A 17,642-nucleotide genomic window follows, 5' to 3' on the forward strand; every position below is an offset into this window, starting at 1 on the left:
TTCAGCATCACCTCCCACACGTCGTCGTCTCCGAGAAGCGGCTCGAGCGGGCCGTAGCCGGCAAGGTTACGAAAGGCCCGCTCGGCCACCAGCTCGCGATCGGCCAGGTCGAACGCACGCAGACCGCGCTTGAAGTCGGACGACCAAAGCGCGACCTCGTCGTCGACGATCGCCCGCAGCTCCGCGAGGCCCTTCTCGTCGGCCATGTCGAGCGAGATCTCCTTGGCCCGGGACTGCACCCGGCGCTCGACCTCCTGGAGGGGCGACAGGGTCATCCCCCCACCGCCTGCTCGTCCCACGTACCGAGCGAGCCGGGTCGCACCCGCTGCAGCCCGGCGGGACCGGACGCGGGCTGGGCCCGCTCGACAACGGCGTGCAGCGCGCCGACGAGTGGCTCCCCGAGGCCCGTGGGTACGCGTGCCCCGTCGCGAAGTGCGTCGTCGACGCGGCGGACGGGAAGGAACACGGGCTCGGCCAGGCCGATGGGGCCGACGGCGGGTGCCACGAGGGCGCGCACCGCGGCTGAGTGCGCCGTCCGAGCGCGCCGCGAGCGGGGTGCCTGGTTGACGACGGGCACGACGCGTGCCGCGTCGACGCCGACCCCGAGGATGTCGTGCACGACGCGGACCAGTGAATGGACGCCCTTCATCGTCGGTGTCCCGACCACGAACACCGCGTCGGCTTGCGTGATTGCCGTACGCGCGAAGTGGTGGCGCTCTTCGACGTCGACCGAACCGCCTGCGTCCTCGCCTTCGACATCCGCATCGGTGTCGCACACCACCACTCGGTACGCGCGTCGCAACGTGTCGAACGCCGCCTCGAACGCGCGCGGACGGATTGCGGTCCAGAATCGCGCCCGACGCAGCCCCAACAGCAGTTGGTATCTGCGCTCGGAGACATCGAATGCGAGCGAGCGCACCTCGTCGATCGCCGGAGTGCCGGCGCGGTGCGCTTCAACCAGCTCCTGCACGCCGGGGACGACGTCGCGAGCGTGGTGCAGCATCGCCTGCTCGCCGTGGAGGCAGAGATCGGCGAGCAGCACCAGGCCGGCGTGGCGCACGTCGTCGCCGAGGGCTTGCGCCAGCGCGATGGCTGCCGTCGAGGCTCCCGTTCCCCCCGCGCCGGTGACCGCGACCACGAGGCCACGCCACGTCGCGAGCACCGGATCGGGTGCGGGAGCCATCCGCTCCTCGACGCGAGGGATCGGACGGGTGTGCTCGGCCAGCGTGGCGAGCAGCGCATCGCGTCCGAAACCGGGCTCGAGCAGGGCAGAGGCGCCGAGGGCGAGCCAGTCGCGTGCCACGCGCGTGTCGACGACGATCAGCACGGCCGTGCCCGCAAGTCGCGCCGCATTGATGAGATCGCGATCGACGTCGGGGAGGGACGCGTCGGCCACGAGAGCAGAGAACGGACGTCGCGACGACAACCTGGCTCGCACCTCGTCGGCTGACACGCATTTGACGAACTCGGCCGGGATCGACGCCGAGTGCGCCCACTGCGCCACCGAGCCGAACCAGGGTGAGCGGGCATGCGCAAGTCCCAGGAGGACGAAGCGTTCAGACATCAGGGAGTCACGTCCGGCGCGGCGGGCGCGGGTCGATAGGTCGTGGGCGCGTCGTCGCCTGGCGTCGCACCGGTCGTGCGCACGACGCTGAGTTCGGCCGCCCGGGTCGCGTGGGCGAGAGCCAACGAGTCGGCGCGTTGCGCCAGCGCCACGGTGAGCACCACTGCGCTCGATTCGCCGCCGAGCGTGCCGCGTGCGCGTGCCACCGCGAGCACACGTAGGTGACGACCGATCACGAGCGAGTACGCGTCGGTGCCCGTGCCGTAGGTCGCGACGATGTCGACGCGATCGCCTGCGCGCAGACCGCTCCCGATGCGGCTCGCTTCGATCGGAAAGCTGAGCTCCGCGGTGCGGGCTCCTCCTCGCTTACGAATCACCTGACCGGCCTGCACGAGCTCGCCGGCCTCGATCGGGCTCAGCGCGGTGGCGCCGATGAGTGACGACGGATCGGTGAACGCGCGGCCGCGGAGCGCGGGCGGCAGGTCGACGCGCGTGCGCGTCAGGTCACCGGCTGCGAACGGGTCGCCGGGTCGGATCGCGCGCGCCGCGACGACGTACGCGGCGGACGCGCCGCGGGGGCCGGTGTATGCGGCGTAGATCCCTACGACCGACGCGGCGACGAGCAGCGCGCCGAGCATGGCCCGGCTGTCGGGGAGGTGCCGTGGGCGGCGGAGAACGCGACCCGGTGCCGGCGGGGACGCGACCTCGGGGGAGTGCTCGGGCGCCAGTGTCGGAGCCAACTTGCCGTCCTTTCCCACCATCTGTGCCTGGTCGGCCTCTCAGAGTGAGAATCAATGAGATTCCACTAGAGGACACCAGTGCTTGCCTATGATGGGGGGAAATGGCCACCGGCGACATCCACTCCGACATCCATTGGATGAGCACCCAAGAGGCGGCCGAAAAGCTCGGCATCACCGTGCGGACACTGTATCGCCTGATCGATCACGGTGACCTGGCCGCCTACAAATTCGGCCGCGTCATCCGGTTGCAGGAAGCCGACGTCGACGAGTTCATCAACCGCTCGCGCATCGCGCCCGGCTCGCTCGAGCACCTCTATCCCGACTCGAAGGACATCTCCGACACCGACGTCAACCTGAGGTAGGCCGGCACGCGCGGCTCGCCCGCGAGCAGCAGCGCCACCACGTCGAGGCCGCACGCCTGCAGCTCACCCACCAACGGTTCCGCGGCGCCCACCGCGTGCACGGTCACGTCAGGCCGGTCGAACGCCGCCCGCCTCACCAGCTCGGCCATCGACGCGTCGCCGGGTGGCCGCGTGTCGACGGTGAGCGTGACGGACCGGTCGTCGTCCGGGCGCACGGCCAGCACCGCCGACGCGGCCAAGAAGACGGTGCGTCCCCGCGTCGTGAGCAGCACCACACAATCGCGGCCGACGACCGTGATGCGCCCCCGGTGGGTGCGCCCGCCCGACGTCGTCACCGTCGTCGGCGCGGCGCGCTCGCGCAGCTCGACCAACAGGCTCATGAAGTCGGACTGTTCGACGGCCTGCTGGCGCAACCACCGCTGCCGGACGCGCGCCGCGGCCGCGTCCTGGGCCCGGGCGCCCGCGGCCCACGCGTCCAGGTCGCGGTTCAGGTCGCCGTCATCACCCCATCCGCTCCCCATGCGACGGCAACCTACTTCGCGGTTCTTCTTGTCGCGCGCAGCCGTCCTCAGAACGGCTGAGTGCGACAAGAAGCATGGGTTCACCTAGCCTCGGCCCCGGTGAGCGACTGCCTGTTCTGCCGGATCGTGGCGGGCGAGGTCCCCTCCGACGAGGTGGCGTCGAGCGCGCGCACCTACGCCTTCCGCGACATCCAGCCGGCCGCACCCGTCCACGTGCTGGTCGTGCCCCGCGACCACATCGAGTCGGCCGCCACGGTCGGGCCCGAGCACGGCGACCTGCTCGCGGAGATGATCGCCACCGCCCAGCGGATCGCGGCCCAGGAGGGTATCGCCGAGTCGGGCTACCGACTGGTGTTCAACGTGGGCGACGACGCCCGCAACTCGGTGCCCCACCTGCATCTGCACGTCCTCGGGGGACACCGGATGGGTTGGCCCCCGGGTTGAGCGACCGTCACCGGAAGGTTCGTCATCGTCGGGGCGCCGGACGCCTTGTAACCTGACTCCACCAGCCGTGTCCCAGACCCAGGTCAAGATCCAGCCCGACAACCACCTGATGGTGGGCTTGCTCGGGCAACGCGACGAGTTGTTCCGCCTCATCGAGTCGTCGTTCGACGCCAAGCCGTTCGTGCGCGGCAACGAGATCACGGTCGAGGGCCCCGACGCGACCCGGGTCGGCGAGCTCATCAACCAGCTCGTGCTCCTCCTCGAGGAGGGTCACGCGCTCGACTCCGCCAACGTGGGCCGCGCCATCGACATGGTGAAGGCCGATGAGCGGCCGTCCGAGGTGCTCACCGCCGAGGTGCTCCGCTCGGCGCGGGGGCGCACGGTGCGGCCCAAGACCAGCGGCCAGAAGCAGTACGTCGACGCCATCGCACGCAACGTGATCACCTTCGGGATCGGCCCTGCGGGCACCGGCAAGTCGTACCTGGCCGTGGCGCTCGGCGTGCAGAGCCTGCAGGCCAAGCAGTTCAACCGCATCATCCTCACCCGGCCCGCGGTCGAGGCGGGTGAGCGCCTGGGGTTCTTACCGGGCGACCTCATGGCGAAGGTCGACCCGTACCTGCGCCCGCTCTACGACGCGCTGTATGACATGCTCGAGCCCGAAGGCGCGCAACGCCTGCTCGAACGGGGCACGATCGAGGTGGCGCCCCTTGCGTTCATGCGGGGCCGCACGCTGAACGACAGCTTCATCATCCTCGACGAGGCGCAGAACACCACGCCCGAGCAGATGAAGATGTTCCTCACGCGCATCGGGTTCAACTCCAAGGTCGTCGTCACCGGCGACGTGACCCAGATCGACCTGGCCGGCGCGCGCAGCGGCCTGCTCGGCCTCGACCACGTGCTGGCCGGGATCGACGGGCTGGAGTTCGTGCACCTCACCGCGCGCGACGTGGTGCGTCACAAGATCGTGCAGGACATCGTGACGGCATACGAACGAACGGACGGCACGCGCTGATGGCCGTGGAGGTCTTCGCGGCCGACGAGCAGGACGAGGCGCCGGTCGACGCGGCGCGCTGGGTGCGCCTGGCCGAGCGGGTGCTCGAGGCCGAGGGCATGCGGGGCGACACCGAGCTGTCGATGCTCTTCGTCGACGAGGTGTCGATGGCGGACCTGAACAAGCGCTTCCGTGGTGAGGAGGGCGCGACCGACGTGCTCGCCTTTCCCATCGACGAGGATGCGGTCGAGGGCGGCCGCTCGCCCGACTCGGGCGGCCCGGGGCCCGGCGTGAGCGTGTCGGAGCCCTACGAGATCCCGATCGTGCTGGGCGACGTCGTCGTGTGCCCGTTGGTCGCCCAACGCAACGCCCCCGCCCACGCGGGCACGTACGACGACGAGCTCGCGCTGCTCGTCGTGCACGGCATCCTGCACCTGCTGGGCATGGACCACACCGACGACCGCGAGGCGGCCGTGATGGAGCAGCGTGAGCGCGAGCTGCTCGACCGCTTCCACCAGTCATGACCCCGACCGACGTCTGGCTGATCGTCGTCATCGTCGTGTCGACGATCGTCGCGTCGTTCCTCGCCATGGCGGAGACCGCGCTGACCCGCATCAACCGGGCGAAGGCGATGGCCCTGGAGGACGAGGGTCGACGTTGGTCGAAGCAGTTGGTGCGCCTGGTCGAGCACCCGGAGCGTTTCCTCAACCCCGTGCTGCTGCTGATGCTGCTCGCCCATCTCGTGATCGCGTCGGTGGTCGCAGTGCTCATCCAGCGGCATTTCGGGTCGGGTCTGCTGTTCGTCGCTACGCTGGTCGAGACGGCGGTGATCTTCGTGTTCGCCGAGGCCGCGCCCAAGACGTGGGCGATCGAGCACCCCGACCGATCCGCGCTTCTCTCCGCGCCACTCGTCGCGGGCGTGGTCGGCCTGCTCCCGATACGCGTCATCACCCGCGGCCTCATCGGGGTGACCAACGTCGTGCTCCCCGGCAAGGGCCTGAAGCGGGGGCCGTTCGTGTCGGAGCAGGAGCTCCTCGCCATGGCCGACCAGGCCGAGGAGGAGGACGTGATCGAGTCGCAGGAGCGGGCGCTGATCCACTCGATCATCCACTTCGGCGACACGGTCGTGCGCGAGGTCATGGTGCCCCGGCCCGACATGGTGTCGGTCGAGGCGCGCGCCAAGGTCAAGGACGTGATGGAGGTCGCCATCCAAGCGGGCTACAGCCGGATCCCTGTCTACGAGCAGGGCATCGACGACATCGCCGGCATCGTCTACGCCAAGGACCTCATGCGCTCCGTCTCGGAGAACCGGTTCGAGGAGCCGGTGCGTGACCTGGCCCGCGAGGCGATCTTCGTGCCCGAGACCAAGCGCGTCGCCGAGCTCATGCGCGAGATGCAGGCGAAGAAGTTCCACATGGCCATCGTGGTCGACGAGTACGGCGGCACCGCGGGCCTGGTCACGCTCGAGGACCTGATCGAGGAGCTCGTCGGCGAGATCGTCGACGAGTACGACGTGGAGGAACCGTCGGTCGAGGCGCTCGCCGGGGGCGACGTGCGTGTCAACGCGCGCATGCCAATCGACGAGCTCAACGAGCTGCTCGACACCGAGTTGCCCGAGGGCGACTGGGACACCGTCGGCGGGCTCGTCTACAACCTGCTCGGTCACGTGCCGGTCGAGGGCGAGACCGTCGAGTTCGACGGGCACCGGCTGCGGGCCGAGAAGGTGCAGGGACGGCGCATCGGCCGGGTGCGCGTCACCCGGCTGGCGACTGCGGAGCGCAACCAAGAGCAGACGTGAGGTCGGGTTTCGCCACGCTGGTCGGGCGGCCCAACGCCGGGAAGTCGACCCTCCTGAACGCCATCCTCGGGGTCAAGGTGTCGATCGTCTCCGACAAGCCCCAGACCACGCGCACGCGCGTGCGAGGACTGCTGAACCGGGCCGATGCCCAGGTCGTCTTTGTCGACACGCCCGGCATCCACCGGCCGCGGACGCTGCTCGGCGAGCGGCTGAACGAGACGGCGACGGGCGCGGTGGGCGACGTCGACGTCGTGTGCATGCTGATCGACGCCACCGCGCCGGTCGGCCCCGGTGACCGGTGGGTCGTCGACCAGGTGCCGCGCGAACGCACCATCTGCGTCGTGAACAAGACCGACCTGGCCAGTCGCGACAAAGTGCTGCAGCAGCTGACGGCCGCCGCCGAGCTCGACCTCGCCGAGTACTTCCCGGTGTCGGCGCGCACCGGCGACGGTGTCGACGCACTGGTCGACGCCATCGTCGCCCGGCTGCCGGTCGGCCCCGCCTACTACCCGGACGACATGGTCAGCGACGTGCCCGAGGCCTTCTGGGTGGCCGAGCTGGTGCGCGAGCAGCTCCTCGCTCTTGCACGCGACGAGCTGCCGCACTCGATCGCCTGCCAGGTGACGGAATGGGAGTGGCCGCGCATCCGCGTCGAGATCCTCGTCGAGCGCGAGTCGCAGAAGGGGATCGTGATCGGGCGCGAGGGGAGCGTGCTCAAGGCGGTCGGCACTGCGGTGCGCGACCAGCTCCCGCCGGGCGCCTTCATCGAGCTGTTCGTCAAGGTCGACAAGGACTGGCAGCGACGGGCCAAGGCCCTTGACCGCCTGGGTTACTGAGCGGCGCGGCGACGAGTCGCGCGCTCGTCAGCTAGTCAGCGGCGAGGAACCGCTCGACGTTGGCGCGCAGGGCGGTGAGTCGCATCGGTGGCATGGCGCGCAGCAGGTCGGACCGGTAGCCGGCCCGAGCCAGGCGCGAGTCGAGCACCGCGACGACGCCGCGGTCGGTGCTCGACCGGATGAGGCGGCCCGCCCCCTGGGCCAGAAGCGTCGCGGCGCGCGGAAGGTCGATCACACGGAAGGCGTCGGCGCCCGCTCGTTCGCGCCGCGCCTGCAGCAGGGGCTCGTCGGGTCGCGAGAACGGCAGCCGGTCGATCGCGACGAGGGAGAGCGCGGCGCCGGGGACGTCCACGCCCTGCCAGAAGCCCATGGTGGCGAAGAGGCACGACGTCTCGTCGGTGCTGAAGGCTTCGAGCAGCGCGGGCTTGGGCAGCTCGTCCTGCGTCATCACCCGCCACGGCAGGGCGTCGCGAAGCGCGTCCGCGGCCGCGCGCATGGCCCGCCAGCTCGTGAAGAGGGCGAGGGTACGGCCGCCGGCCGCGCGGATGAGCGCGTCGAGCTCCGCATGCATCGCGGGTTCGTAGTCCGGGTGACGCGGGTCGGGGAGGTGGGCCGCGCAGTAGAGGACCGCGTGGTTGGCGAAGTCGAACGGACTGCCGACGTCGAGCTCGGTGTAGGTGCCCTCCGCCAGGCCGAGGCGCCGCGGGAGGAACGGGGGGATGGTGGCGCTGGTGAGCGTGGCGGCTTCGATGCCTGACGCCCACAGCCGGTCGGCGAGGATGCCGGCCACGTCGATCGGGGCCACCTTCATCACCGGCGCGTGCACCGGTCCCTCCACCCACGCCACCAGGTGCTCGCGGGTCTCGGCGGCCGCGTCGACGTCGTCGACGAGCGACGTGACCGCCTTCATGGCCCGCGTGCGCGCCGCGGAGTCGGCCTCGGAGTCGGCGGCGCGCAGCGCGGCCGTGGCCCGACCGAGCCGGTCGCGGCAGAGCACGAGCACCGCGGCCAGCTCCTCGTCGTCCGTCGCGTCGACGCGTGCGTTCGTGTGTTGTCCCAGCACCGAGGTGAGGCGCAGGCCGGCGTCGTCGACCGCACCGGCCACGTCGTCGTCGCCCGCGACGCTGCGCACCGTGCGCGCCAGCGCGGTGAAGCGGCCCGCGGTGAGCTCGACGCCCATGGCCGCGGCCACGATGTCCTCCAGCGCGTGGGCCTCGTCGAAGACCACCACCTCGTGCGGCGGCAGCAGATGGCCCCCGCTCGCCAGATGCATGGCGTAGAGGTGGGTGTTCACGACGATGACGTCTGCTGCCGCTGCCCGCTCGTGGGCCGCCTCGGCCCGACAGAGCTCGCCCTTCGGGCAGCGCGAGGCACCGGGACACTCCCGCGCGGTGACGCTGAGCGATGCCCAGGCGCGCGGATGGGGCTCGAAGTCGAGCTCGGCCCGGTCGCCGGTGTGGTTCGTCCTCGCCCACCGCAGGATCTGCACGATCTCGCGACCGAGGCGCCCGAGGTCGGCCGTGTCCGCGTCGGCCAGCTCGAGCTGCTCGGCGCCTTCGCGCTCCGCGATCTCCTCACCCTTCTGGAGGCAGAGGTAGTTGGAGCGTCCCTTCAGCACCGCGAAGCGGAACGGCCGACCGAGGTGAGCGGCCAGGAACGGGAGGTCCTTGCCCGCCAGCTGGTCCTGCAGCGCCTTCGTGGCGGTGGCGACGACGCACGTGACCCCTCCGAGGACGCAGGGGATGAGGTACGCGAGCGACTTCCCCGTGCCGGTGCCCGCCTGCACCACCAGGTGCCGTTTCTCCTGGATGGCGCGGGCGACCGCTTGGGCCATCTGCAGCTGACCGGGGCGGTCCTCCCCGCCGCCCGGAAGCGCGGCGGTCACCCGGGAGAGCGCCTCGGCGACGTCGTCGGGGGTCACGTCGTGACGCGTCGCCATCTCGGGGACGGTAGCGGGCCGAGTCGCCCCGCCCGGCCGACACGACCGCGCACAACCGGGCCGGCATGGAGGCGCCGCTCGCACGCGTGAAGGCCGCGGCCGAGACCGCTCGGTCCGTCTAGGCCGCGAGGCGCTCCCGCAGCGCCGGGAGGCCGTCGCCGCCCAGCTCGTCGAGCACCGACGGGCGCCCGCCGAGGGCGAGCAGGATCGCCTCCGCGTTGCCCTTCACCTCTGGCCCGTCGCCCCACGACCAGTCGAGGTCGGACGCGACGAACCGCAGCCCTTTGGCACGGCCCTTGGCCTTGAGCAGGCCGCCGATGCCGGGGGCGGCCTCGAGCGCGGCCAGCAGCCGGTCGGTCGGGAGCTCGCGCGGCAGGCCGAGCGGACGGCGGATGTCCTGGTGATGGGTGAAGTGGTCGACGAGCGCTTCTTTCGCCGGGATCAGCCGTGAGATCCCCTTGCGGACGTGGTCGCGATGGATCCGGTCGAAGATCGACGAGAGCTCGGCGGGGGAGTGGGCGTCGCCGAACGCGATGGACTCCTCCTTCGAGGCGCGGTCGATGTTGAAGCTGCGCTTGGCGATGAGCGCGACCATCTTCGGCATCGGCGTGGTGTAACCGAGGCACATGTGACTGATGACGTCGCGCACCCGCCAGCCCTCACAGAGCGAGGCCGCGTCCCACTGCTCGGCGTCGAGCTCGTGGAGCAGCGCGGCGATCGATCCCATCTCGTCGAGTCGCATCCGGTCGTAGTCGCGGGTCACAGGGCCTCCCTGTCGGCTTCTCGTACCATTCGCATCAACCCCGCCGCGTGGACGGTGACTCGTTCACGTCGTCTGCTTCACTGTCGCCGTGCGAGCATGGTGGTGCCGGGGCCTCATCGGGGTGGCGGGCCTCGTGGCGAGCGGGATCCCGGTGCGACACGACCGCGTCGGGCCGCGGGAGACGCGTTCCTTCCGGCTCGTGAACGACCTGCCCGACGCCGCCCATCCGGTGGTGTGGCCGGTGATGCAGCTCGGTTCGCTCGCGGCCGTACCTGTGAGCGGCGGCATCGCGGTGCTCGCCGGGCGGCGCACCCTCGCGGCACGTCTGGCGCTCGCAGGTGGAACCGCCTGGGCAGTGGCGAAGGTCGTCAAGCAGGTGCGGGTGCGGGGTCGTCCCGCCCGGCTCCTCGGCGACGTGAACGTGCGTGGCACCGAGGTCACGGGCGGGGGCTTCGTTTCGGGCCATGCCGCGGTCGCGGCGGCGCTCGCGGCCGCGGCCTCTCCCTCGGTGGCGCCATCGCTGCAGCGGAAGTTGTGGCTGCTGGTACCGGTCGTCGGGGCCTCGCGCCTGTATGTCGGCGCCCACCTGCCGCTCGACGCCTTCGGTGGCGCATCGCTCGGGCTCGCGGTCGAGGCGGTGACGGGCGCCGTGATCGGCCGGGTCACTCGGCGTCGGGGCGCCCGCGCCCGCGCTTGACCTCGGCGCGCTGGTGCTTGGCGCGCAGCCGTCGCTCGCGGGCGGCTTCCGAGGGCGCGGTGGGGCGGCGGGGCTTGGCGACGCGCAGCGCCTCGGCCAGGCGGCTGCGGAGCCGTTCGATCGCGAGCTGCCGGTTGCGGGCCTGTGAGCGCTCGTCCGACGCCACGACGCGCACGACGGGGCCCAGGCGCTCGAGCAACCGGGCCCGCTGCCGGGGCCCGAGCGAGGGTGACGCGCGCACGTCGAAGCGCACCTCCGCCCGGGTGTTGGCGGTGTTGGCGTGCTGGCCTCCGGGACCGCCGGACGCGCTGAAGCGCCACTCCAGCTCGTCGAGGGGGATCACGCACGTGCGCGTGACCCGTAGCGCGTCGGCCACCACCCGACGGTAGCCCCGCTGCTACCATCGACAGAGCTCCCCGGCGGCGGCCGAGGACGTCCCCCGCTGGTTCCCCAGCAGTCCACTCGAGGAGATCGCACGTAGCCCATGCCCCACGTAGCCCATGCCTGACAAGACCGCCACGATCGGGGCCCACCGCACCCACGCCACCGACACCGGGTCGCCCGAGGTGCAGGTGGCGCTCCTCACCGAACGCATCAACCACCTCACCGAGCACCTTCGAACCCACAAGAAGGACCACCACAGCCGGCGCGGCCTGCTGATGCTCGTGGGCCGCCGGCGCCGTCTCCTCGACTACGTCAAGGACAACGACGTCGAGCGCTACCGGGCCCTCATCGCCCGCCTCGGCCTCAGGAAGTAGCACCATCGCGAGCGGCCCCCACGGGCCGCTCGTTCCACAACTGCACCGATTCAACAGCAGCACGCGTGTTCGACAAGCAGCACCGTGCTTGACAACTGCAAGCGGCGGCGGCCCGACCGCCAGCTGCCAGTTGCCAGGTCCCCGGCCCGCTCGGGTGCCTGACAACTGGGAACTGGCCGGCCCGCCGCCCGACCGGCGGCTCCGTCCGGAGTCGCAAGAAGGGACTGACAATGGCGGACGCCATTTCCGTATCCGCACCCATCAGCGGCACGCCCAAGACGCTGTCGTTCGAGACGGGCAAGCTCGCTCCGCAATCGCAGGGCGCGGTGGTGGCTCGCATCGGCGACACCGTCGCGCTCGTGACCGCGAACGCGGAGCGGCGCGTACGCGAGGGGATCGACTTCTTCCCGCTCACCGTCGACGTCGAAGAACGCATGTACGCGGCGGGCAAGATCCCCGGCTCGTTCTTCCGCCGCGAGGGACGCCCGGCCGACCAGGCCGTCCTCACCTGTCGCCTCATCGACCGTCCGCTACGGCCGTCGTTCGCCGACGGCTTCCGCAACGAGACGCAGGTCGTCGTCACGGTCCTCGGGGCCGATCTCGAGAACCCGCACGACGTGCTCGCGATCAACGGCGCGTCGGCCGCGCTGATGCTCTCGGGCATCCCGTTCGACGGCCCCATCGGCGCGGTGCGCATCGCGTACACCACCGAAGGCGAATGGATCCCCCATCCGACCTACCAGGACGGCGACGCATCGACGTTCGAGCTGGTCGTCGCGGGCCGCCAGGTCGACGACGACATCGCGATCATGATGGTGGAGGCGGGGGGCACCGAGGACGCCTGGAGCTACTACGAGGCGGGCGCGCCCAAGGTGACCGAGGAGGTCATCGCCGCGGGCCTCGAAGTATGCAAGACGTGGATCCGCGAGTCGATCGAGCTGCAGCGCGAGCTCCTGAAGGCGGCCGGCGGCCCGGGCAGCCCGGTGCCGTTCGACCCGCAGCACGACTACGGCGACGACGTGTTCGAGCGGGTTAGCGCGGTCGGCTCGCAGCGTATGGCCCAGGTGGCGACCATCGTTCCCAAGGCGGAGCGCAACGCGGCGACCGACGAGGCCACCGAGGCGATCGTCGGCGAGCTGGCCTCTGAGTTCGAGGGACGCGAGAAGGAGCTGAAACCGGCGGTGCGCGGCCTCGTGAAGAAGCTCGTGCGCAAACGGATCGTCGACGAGGGGATCCGCATCGACGGCCGCGGTCCGGCCGACCTGCGCCCGGTCTCCGCCGAGGTGGGCATCATCCCGACGGCCCACGGGTCGGGGTTGTTCCAGCGCGGCGAGACCCAGGTGCTCAACGTCACGACGCTCGGCATGCCGCGGATGGATCAGCTGCTCGACACCATCGGCATCGACGAGAAGAAGCGGTACATGCACCACTACAACATGCCGCCGTACTCCAACGTCGGCCACGGCCTGCTGGCCGAGCGGGCCCTGTTGCCGGTCGTGCCGTCGGTCGAGGAGTTCCCGTACGCGCTGCGCCTCGTCTCCGAAGTGTTGAGCTCCAACGGCTCCACGTCGATGGCCTCGGTGTGCGGGTCGACGCTCTCGATGATGGATGCCGGGGTGCCGCTGAAGGCGCCCGTCGCCGGCATCGCCATGGGGCTCGTCTACGCCGAGGGCAAGTACACGACCCTCACCGACATCCTCGGGGCCGAGGACGCGTTCGGCGACATGGACTTCAAGGTGGCTGGCACGGCCGACTTCGTCACCGCGCTCCAGCTCGACACCAAGATCGACGGCCTGCCTGCCGACGTGCTCGCCCAGGCGCTGAAACAGGCGAGGGAGGCCCGGCTCAAGATCCTCGACGTGATGCGGGGCGCGATCGCCGAGCCCCGTCCCGACGTGCGCGACACCGCGCCCAAGGTCGTCAGCTTCGAGATCCCGATGGACAAGATCGGCGAGGTCATCGGGCCCAAGGGCAAGGTCATCAACACGCTGCAGCAGGAGACCGGCGCCGACATCAACGTCGACGACGACGGCCAGGTCGGCACGGTCACCATCGGCTCGAAGGACGGTGCCGCGGTGAACGAGGCGCGTCGCCGCATCGAGCTCATCCTCGATCCTCCCAAGGCCGAGGTCGGCGCTGTCTACGCGGGCCGGGTGGTGAACATCACCAAGTTCGGCGCCTTCGTGAACATCCTCCCGGGACGCGACGGCCTGGTCCACATCTCCAAGCTGGGCCGCGGCAAGCGGGTCGAGCGGGTCGAGGACGTGGTCGACCTGGGCGACGAGCTCTCGGTGCGCGTCGACGACATCGACCCGCAGGGCAAGGTCTCGCTCTCGCTCGTCGGCGACAACGGCGACAGCGGCGGTGAGGGCGCGCCCGCCCCTGCACGGCGACCGGCTCGGCCTGAGCGCTCCGATCGTCAAGAGCGCTCCGATCGTCCCGAGCGCTCCGAGCGTCCCGGGCGATCTGACGAACCACGGCCCGCGCCCGCGCCGTCGATGTCCGACGCGGTGTCGTTCGAGGACGTGTTCGAGGCGGAGGTGCGCGAGACCTACGGCGACCTGGGCCCCGCGTCAGAGCCGGCCGGGTCGAGCAGCGGCGGCGGCGGTGGGCGCGGCGATGGTGGCGGGCCCCGGCGCAACCGACGACGCGGCCCGCGGTAGGCCCTTGCCCGACCGCATCCGACAGGGCCGCCTCGACAGCGGGATCCGTGTCGTCACCGAGTGCATGCCCGACGCCCATTCCGTCACGACGGGCTTCTGGGTCGACGCCGGGTCGCGCGACGAGGCGCCCGAGCTGGCTGGGGCCTCGCACTTCCTCGAGCACCTGCTGTTCAAGGGCACCGACACCCGATCGGCACGCGACATCGCGGAGGCGATCGAGGCCGTGGGGGGCGACATGAACGCCTTCACCACGAAGGAGTACACCGCCTTCTACACGCGCGTGCTCGACGACGACCTCGAGCTGGGCCTCGACATCCTTTCCGACATCATGTGGGCCCCGGCCTTCCGGTCCGACGAGGTCGAAGCCGAGCGACAGGTCATCCTCGAGGAGATCCTCATGCACGAGGACGAGCCCGCCGACCTCGTGCACGACGTGTTCACGGAAGCGCTCTATCCGGGGCACCCGCTGGGCCGCGAGGTGCTCGGTGACGCGAGCACGATCTCGGCCATGTCGCGCGACCAGATCAGGGGCTACTTCAACGAGTTCTACCGTCCCGAGGCGATCGTGGTCGCGGCCGCAGGCAACCTCGATCACGACGACGTCGTGTCCGGCCTCGAGCGGCGGTACGCGGGCCGCGCCGGCAACCGTCCCGAGCGTCGGATGCCGCCGCTCACCCCGCCGCTCCGCGACGTGGTGAGCACGCGCTCGACCGAACAGGCCCACATCGTCGTCGGTGGGCGCGCGCTGGCCCGCAACGACGACGACCGCTTCGCGCTCGCCGCCCTCAACCAGGTGCTCGGCGGCGGCATGTCGAGCCGCCTGTTCCAGGAGATCCGCGAGAAGCGCGGCCTCGTCTACTCCGTCTACTCCTACCGCGCCGCGTATCTGGAAACCGGTGCGCTGGCCGTCTACGCGGGCACGTCACCGAGCCAGGTCCACGAGGTGCTCGAGCTCATCCATCGGGAGCTCGACAACATGGCGACCGGGGATGTCTCCGCCCGCGAGCTCGATCTGGCGAAGGGTCATCTCAAGGGCTCGCTCGCGCTCAGCTTGGAGGACTCGGCCAGCCGGATGACGCGTATCGGCCGCGGGGTCCTGTTGCACGACGAGGTGCTGAGCTTCGACGAGCTGGTGAGGCGTACCGAGGCGGTGACGCTCGACGATGTCGCGCGCGTGGCCGGGCGGGTGCTGACCGACGAGCGGGTGGTGGCGGTCGTCGGGCCCTTCGAGCCGGGCGCGTTCGCCGAGCGGGTGGCGTGAGGGGTCTGTTCATCGCTCAACGCGTCGCGGGACGTTGACGATCCGCGTCGGCGTCTTCGGCGCCTCGGGTCGGATGGGGGCGACGGTGTGCGCCGCGGTCGCCGCCGACCCCGAGCTCGAGCTGGTGGCCGCGGTCGACCCCCAGAAGGCCGGGCTCGACCTGCGCGACGCGATCGGCGTCGACCTGCCCGTGCGGGTGGCGCCCGAGGCGGGGGCGCTGGCGGATGCGGACGCCCGGGTCGCCGTCGACTTCACCCATCTCGACGCGGCCCGCGGCAACCTGCGCTGGTGTGCCGAGCACGGCGTCCACGCGGTGGTCGGCACCACCGGGTTCGGCGACGCCGACTACGCCGAGCTGGCGGCGGGCTTCACCAGGAGCAACTGCATCGTCGCTCCCAACTTCGCAGTCGGGGCGGTGCTCATGATGCGCTTCGCGGAGCTGGCGGCCCCGTGGTTCGAGACCGCGGAGATCATCGAGCTCCATCACGACCAGAAGATCGACGCCCCTTCGGGCACGGCCATGACGACCGCGCGCCGCATGGCCGACGCGTCCCCGACGTGGGGGGCGGACCCCACCACCAAGGTGGTCGTCGAGGGGGCACGCGGCGGCGTGGGGCCCGCGGGGATCCGCGTGCACTCGGTCCGTCTGCTCGGCCTCGTCGCCCACCAGGAGGTGCTCCTCGGCACCACCGGACAGAGCCTCTCGATCCGCCACGATTCGTACGACCGCACGTCGTACATGCCCGGCGTGCTGCTCGCAGTGAAGACGGTCGCCGATCACCCGGGACTGACCGTCGGCCTCGACCCCATACTCGGGGTCTGAATCACCAGTCGACCTGGAGCACCTCGCGCATGCTGGCCTCGAAGTCGTCGTAGGTCATCGACTCGCGTGCGCCGGTGACGAGGTCGGCCTCGGCGCCGACGGGCCAGCGGAGGCGGTAGCGCTCGGCCTCGAGTGCCTCGCCGATGGTGGCGGCGACGAGCTCCGGGCCCGGGGTCTCGCCATCGCCGCCGAGCTTGTCGAGCGCGCCTTCCCACATCGTGGCCAGCTCGGCATACGGACCGGGCTCGGGCCGGTGGTCGATGGCGTTGTCGGGGAAGCTCGTCACGATCGCGCCGGGCTCGATGACGACGACCCGCACCCCGAAGTGGCCGACCTCCAGGTGGAGGCTCTCCGACAGGCCCTCGAGCGCGAACTTGCTGGCCGCGTAGTAGCCCGCGAGTGGGGGGCCGACCACGCCGTTGACTGAGGAGACGTTCACGACCGCACCGCTCCCTCGCTCGCGCATGGCGGGCACGAACGCCTGGATCATGCGCACCGCGCCGAAGAAGTTCGTCTCGAACAACCGCCGTACCTCGCTCAGCGGCACGGTCTCCACCGGTCCCTCGAGCCCGAACCCGGCGTTGTTGACCAGAACGTCGATCGCACCCACTGTGTCGCGGACCCTCGCCACCGACGCGTCGTCGTCGACGTCGAGCGCGAGGCGCTGCGCCACGTCGAGGTCGTCGAGGGTCTCGGCACGGCGGGCGGTGGCGACGACCTCGTAGCCCCGCTTGGTCAGCTCGACAGCCGTCGCCCGACCGATACCGGTCGAGCAACCTGTGATCAACGCGCTTCGCCTCTCGCTCATCTGCCGCACGTTACTCGCGGCTCTGAGCGCGGGCCGCTTCGATCGTGCGCCGGTTGACGACGGGGAGCGCGGCGACCCCCATGACCGCGAGGACGCCGGCGCTCACGTAGAAGGGCGCGCGCAAGCCGAAGCCCTTGGCGAGCGCGCCGCCGACGGCCGCGCCGATCGGCATCGTGCCCCAGCCCAGGAAGCGGTAGACGCTGTTCACCCGGCCGAGCAGCGCGTCGGGGATGATCGACTGACGCAGCGACACCGTGATGACGTTCCACAGCACGCTGGTGAGGCCGCCCACCGCGAACATCATGCCGACGAGCACCGCGCTCGACGTCAGCGCGATCACCAGGTATGAGATCGCGGACGTGAAGACCGCGCCCAGCAACGCGGTGGCGGGGCCGAGGCGGGCGATGACCCGCGTGGCCACGACGGTGCCGAGCAGGCTGCCCACCGCGGCGCCGGTGAAGATCAGGCCGTACCCGACCTTGCTCAGACCGAGCGTCTCCAGCGCGAACAGCACGAACACGCTGAAGATGGCGGTGGTCAGCAGGTTCCACACGCCGAGCATCAGGCCGAGCGTGCGCAGCAGCCGATGGGCCCAGAGCCAGCGCAACCCTTCGACGATCTCCGTGCGCATCCGGGTGGGTGGGCCGGTCGCGCGAACCGGGCGGTAGCAGCCG

Annotated in this window: 20 protein-coding genes; 11 read left to right on the forward strand and 9 right to left on the reverse strand. The window is 71.0% G+C overall.

Going from position 1 to position 17,642, the window contains the following annotated elements; translation table 11 throughout:
- The 3 genes from E6G06_11565 to E6G06_11575 all read right to left on the reverse strand — a co-directional run.
- On the reverse strand, positions 1–275 hold a 275-nt coding region (locus E6G06_11565; GenBank protein ID TML90705.1), incomplete at its 3' end, for a hypothetical protein.
- Positions 272–1,564 carry a ParA family protein gene (locus E6G06_11570; GenBank protein ID TML90706.1) on the reverse strand — a complete coding sequence of 431 codons (1,293 nt, stop codon included), beginning with the start codon at positions 1,562–1,564 and terminating at the stop codon, positions 272–274. The genes E6G06_11565 and E6G06_11570, both read right to left, overlap by 4 nt.
- Positions 1,564–2,304, reverse strand: a complete 741-nt coding sequence (locus E6G06_11575; GenBank protein ID TML90707.1) for a hypothetical protein — start codon at positions 2,302–2,304, stop codon at positions 1,564–1,566. The genes E6G06_11570 and E6G06_11575 overlap by 1 nt, the downstream gene beginning before the upstream one ends.
- A 101-nt stretch (positions 2,305–2,405) precedes the next feature.
- Here E6G06_11575 and E6G06_11580 point away from each other — a divergent pair, with 101 nt between their 5' ends.
- Positions 2,406–2,666, forward strand: a complete 261-nt coding sequence (locus E6G06_11580; GenBank protein TML90708.1) for a helix-turn-helix domain-containing protein — start codon at positions 2,406–2,408, stop codon at positions 2,664–2,666.
- Here the strand turns inward: E6G06_11580 and E6G06_11585 are convergent.
- Positions 2,618–3,187: a hypothetical protein gene (locus E6G06_11585; GenBank protein TML90709.1), complete on the reverse strand. Its 570-nt coding sequence runs from the start codon at positions 3,185–3,187 to the stop codon at positions 2,618–2,620. The two genes, E6G06_11580 and E6G06_11585, sit on opposite strands and share 49 nt — an antisense overlap.
- A 99-nt stretch (positions 3,188–3,286) precedes the next feature.
- Here E6G06_11585 and E6G06_11590 point away from each other — a divergent pair, with 99 nt between their 5' ends.
- The 5 genes from E6G06_11590 to E6G06_11610 all read left to right on the forward strand — a co-directional run bounded on the left by E6G06_11590 (position 3,287) and on the right by E6G06_11610 (position 7,256).
- Positions 3,287–3,631, forward strand: coding sequence for a histidine triad nucleotide-binding protein (locus E6G06_11590; protein TML90710.1), 345 nt, complete (start codon positions 3,287–3,289; stop codon positions 3,629–3,631).
- Positions 3,632–3,740: 109 nt separating this feature from the next.
- Positions 3,741–4,643: a PhoH family protein gene (locus tag E6G06_11595; protein ID TML90746.1), complete on the forward strand. Its 903-nt coding sequence runs from the start codon at positions 3,741–3,743 to the stop codon at positions 4,641–4,643.
- Complete coding sequence (ybeY, locus tag E6G06_11600; protein ID TML90711.1) at positions 4,643–5,146, forward strand: rRNA maturation RNase YbeY; 504 nt, start codon at positions 4,643–4,645, stop codon at positions 5,144–5,146. The genes E6G06_11595 and ybeY overlap by 1 nt, the downstream gene beginning before the upstream one ends.
- On the forward strand, positions 5,143–6,420 hold the full coding sequence (locus E6G06_11605; GenBank protein TML90712.1) for an HlyC/CorC family transporter: 1,278 nt from the start codon (positions 5,143–5,145) through the stop codon (positions 6,418–6,420). Before ybeY ends, E6G06_11605 begins: the two co-directional genes overlap by 4 nt.
- Positions 6,417–7,256, forward strand: a complete 840-nt coding sequence (locus tag E6G06_11610; GenBank protein ID TML90713.1) for a GTPase Era — start codon at positions 6,417–6,419, stop codon at positions 7,254–7,256. The genes E6G06_11605 and E6G06_11610 overlap by 4 nt, the downstream gene beginning before the upstream one ends.
- A gap of 31 nt (positions 7,257–7,287) precedes the next feature.
- On the opposite strand, the gene E6G06_11615 is transcribed toward E6G06_11610, so the two are convergent.
- Positions 7,288–9,195, reverse strand: a complete 1,908-nt coding sequence (locus tag E6G06_11615; GenBank protein ID TML90714.1) for an ATP-dependent DNA helicase — start codon at positions 9,193–9,195, stop codon at positions 7,288–7,290.
- Positions 9,196–9,313: 118 nt separating this feature from the next.
- Positions 9,314–9,937, reverse strand: coding sequence for a maleylpyruvate isomerase family mycothiol-dependent enzyme (locus E6G06_11620; protein TML90747.1), 624 nt, complete (start codon positions 9,935–9,937; stop codon positions 9,314–9,316).
- A gap of 109 nt (positions 9,938–10,046) precedes the next feature.
- Here E6G06_11620 and E6G06_11625 point away from each other — a divergent pair, with 109 nt between their 5' ends.
- Complete coding sequence (locus E6G06_11625; GenBank protein ID TML90715.1) at positions 10,047–10,655, forward strand: phosphatase PAP2 family protein; 609 nt, start codon at positions 10,047–10,049, stop codon at positions 10,653–10,655.
- Here E6G06_11625 and E6G06_11630 read toward each other — a convergent pair.
- A complete protein-coding gene (locus tag E6G06_11630) occupies positions 10,621–11,034 on the reverse strand; it encodes an aminoacyl-tRNA hydrolase (protein TML90716.1) in 414 nt (137 codons plus the stop codon). The two genes, E6G06_11625 and E6G06_11630, sit on opposite strands and share 35 nt — an antisense overlap.
- Before the next feature lie 121 nt (positions 11,035–11,155).
- Between E6G06_11630 and rpsO the strand changes: the two genes are divergently transcribed.
- The 4 genes from rpsO (at position 11,156) to E6G06_11650 (ending at position 16,160) form a co-directional block, all read left to right on the forward strand.
- A complete protein-coding gene (rpsO, locus tag E6G06_11635) occupies positions 11,156–11,413 on the forward strand; it encodes a 30S ribosomal protein S15 (GenBank protein TML90717.1) in 258 nt (85 codons plus the stop codon).
- A 230-nt stretch (positions 11,414–11,643) separates the two neighbouring features.
- Positions 11,644–14,076, forward strand: a complete 2,433-nt coding sequence (locus tag E6G06_11640) for a polyribonucleotide nucleotidyltransferase (protein ID TML90718.1) — start codon at positions 11,644–11,646, stop codon at positions 14,074–14,076.
- Between the two features lie 16 nt (positions 14,077–14,092).
- Positions 14,093–15,337 carry an insulinase family protein gene (locus E6G06_11645; protein TML90748.1) on the forward strand — a complete coding sequence of 415 codons (1,245 nt, stop codon included), beginning with the start codon at positions 14,093–14,095 and terminating at the stop codon, positions 15,335–15,337.
- A 40-nt stretch (positions 15,338–15,377) separates the two neighbouring features.
- Positions 15,378–16,160: a 4-hydroxy-tetrahydrodipicolinate reductase gene (locus E6G06_11650; GenBank protein TML90749.1), complete on the forward strand. Its 783-nt coding sequence runs from the start codon at positions 15,378–15,380 to the stop codon at positions 16,158–16,160.
- A gap of 1 nt (position 16,161) precedes the next feature.
- On the opposite strand, the gene E6G06_11655 is transcribed toward E6G06_11650, so the two are convergent.
- Both E6G06_11655 and E6G06_11660 read right to left on the reverse strand, forming a co-directional pair.
- The gene (locus E6G06_11655) at positions 16,162–16,968 is read right to left on the reverse strand and encodes an SDR family oxidoreductase (GenBank protein ID TML90719.1); all 807 of its coding nucleotides are present in this window, start codon (positions 16,966–16,968) and stop codon (positions 16,162–16,164) included.
- A 10-nt stretch (positions 16,969–16,978) separates the two neighbouring features.
- Positions 16,979–17,642 (reverse strand): MFS transporter (locus E6G06_11660; protein ID TML90750.1); only part of this gene is annotated, 664 nt, incomplete at its 5' end.

Source organism: Actinomycetota bacterium (assembly GCA_005888325.1).
Taxonomy (GTDB): domain Bacteria; phylum Actinomycetota; class Acidimicrobiia; order Acidimicrobiales; family AC-14; genus AC-14.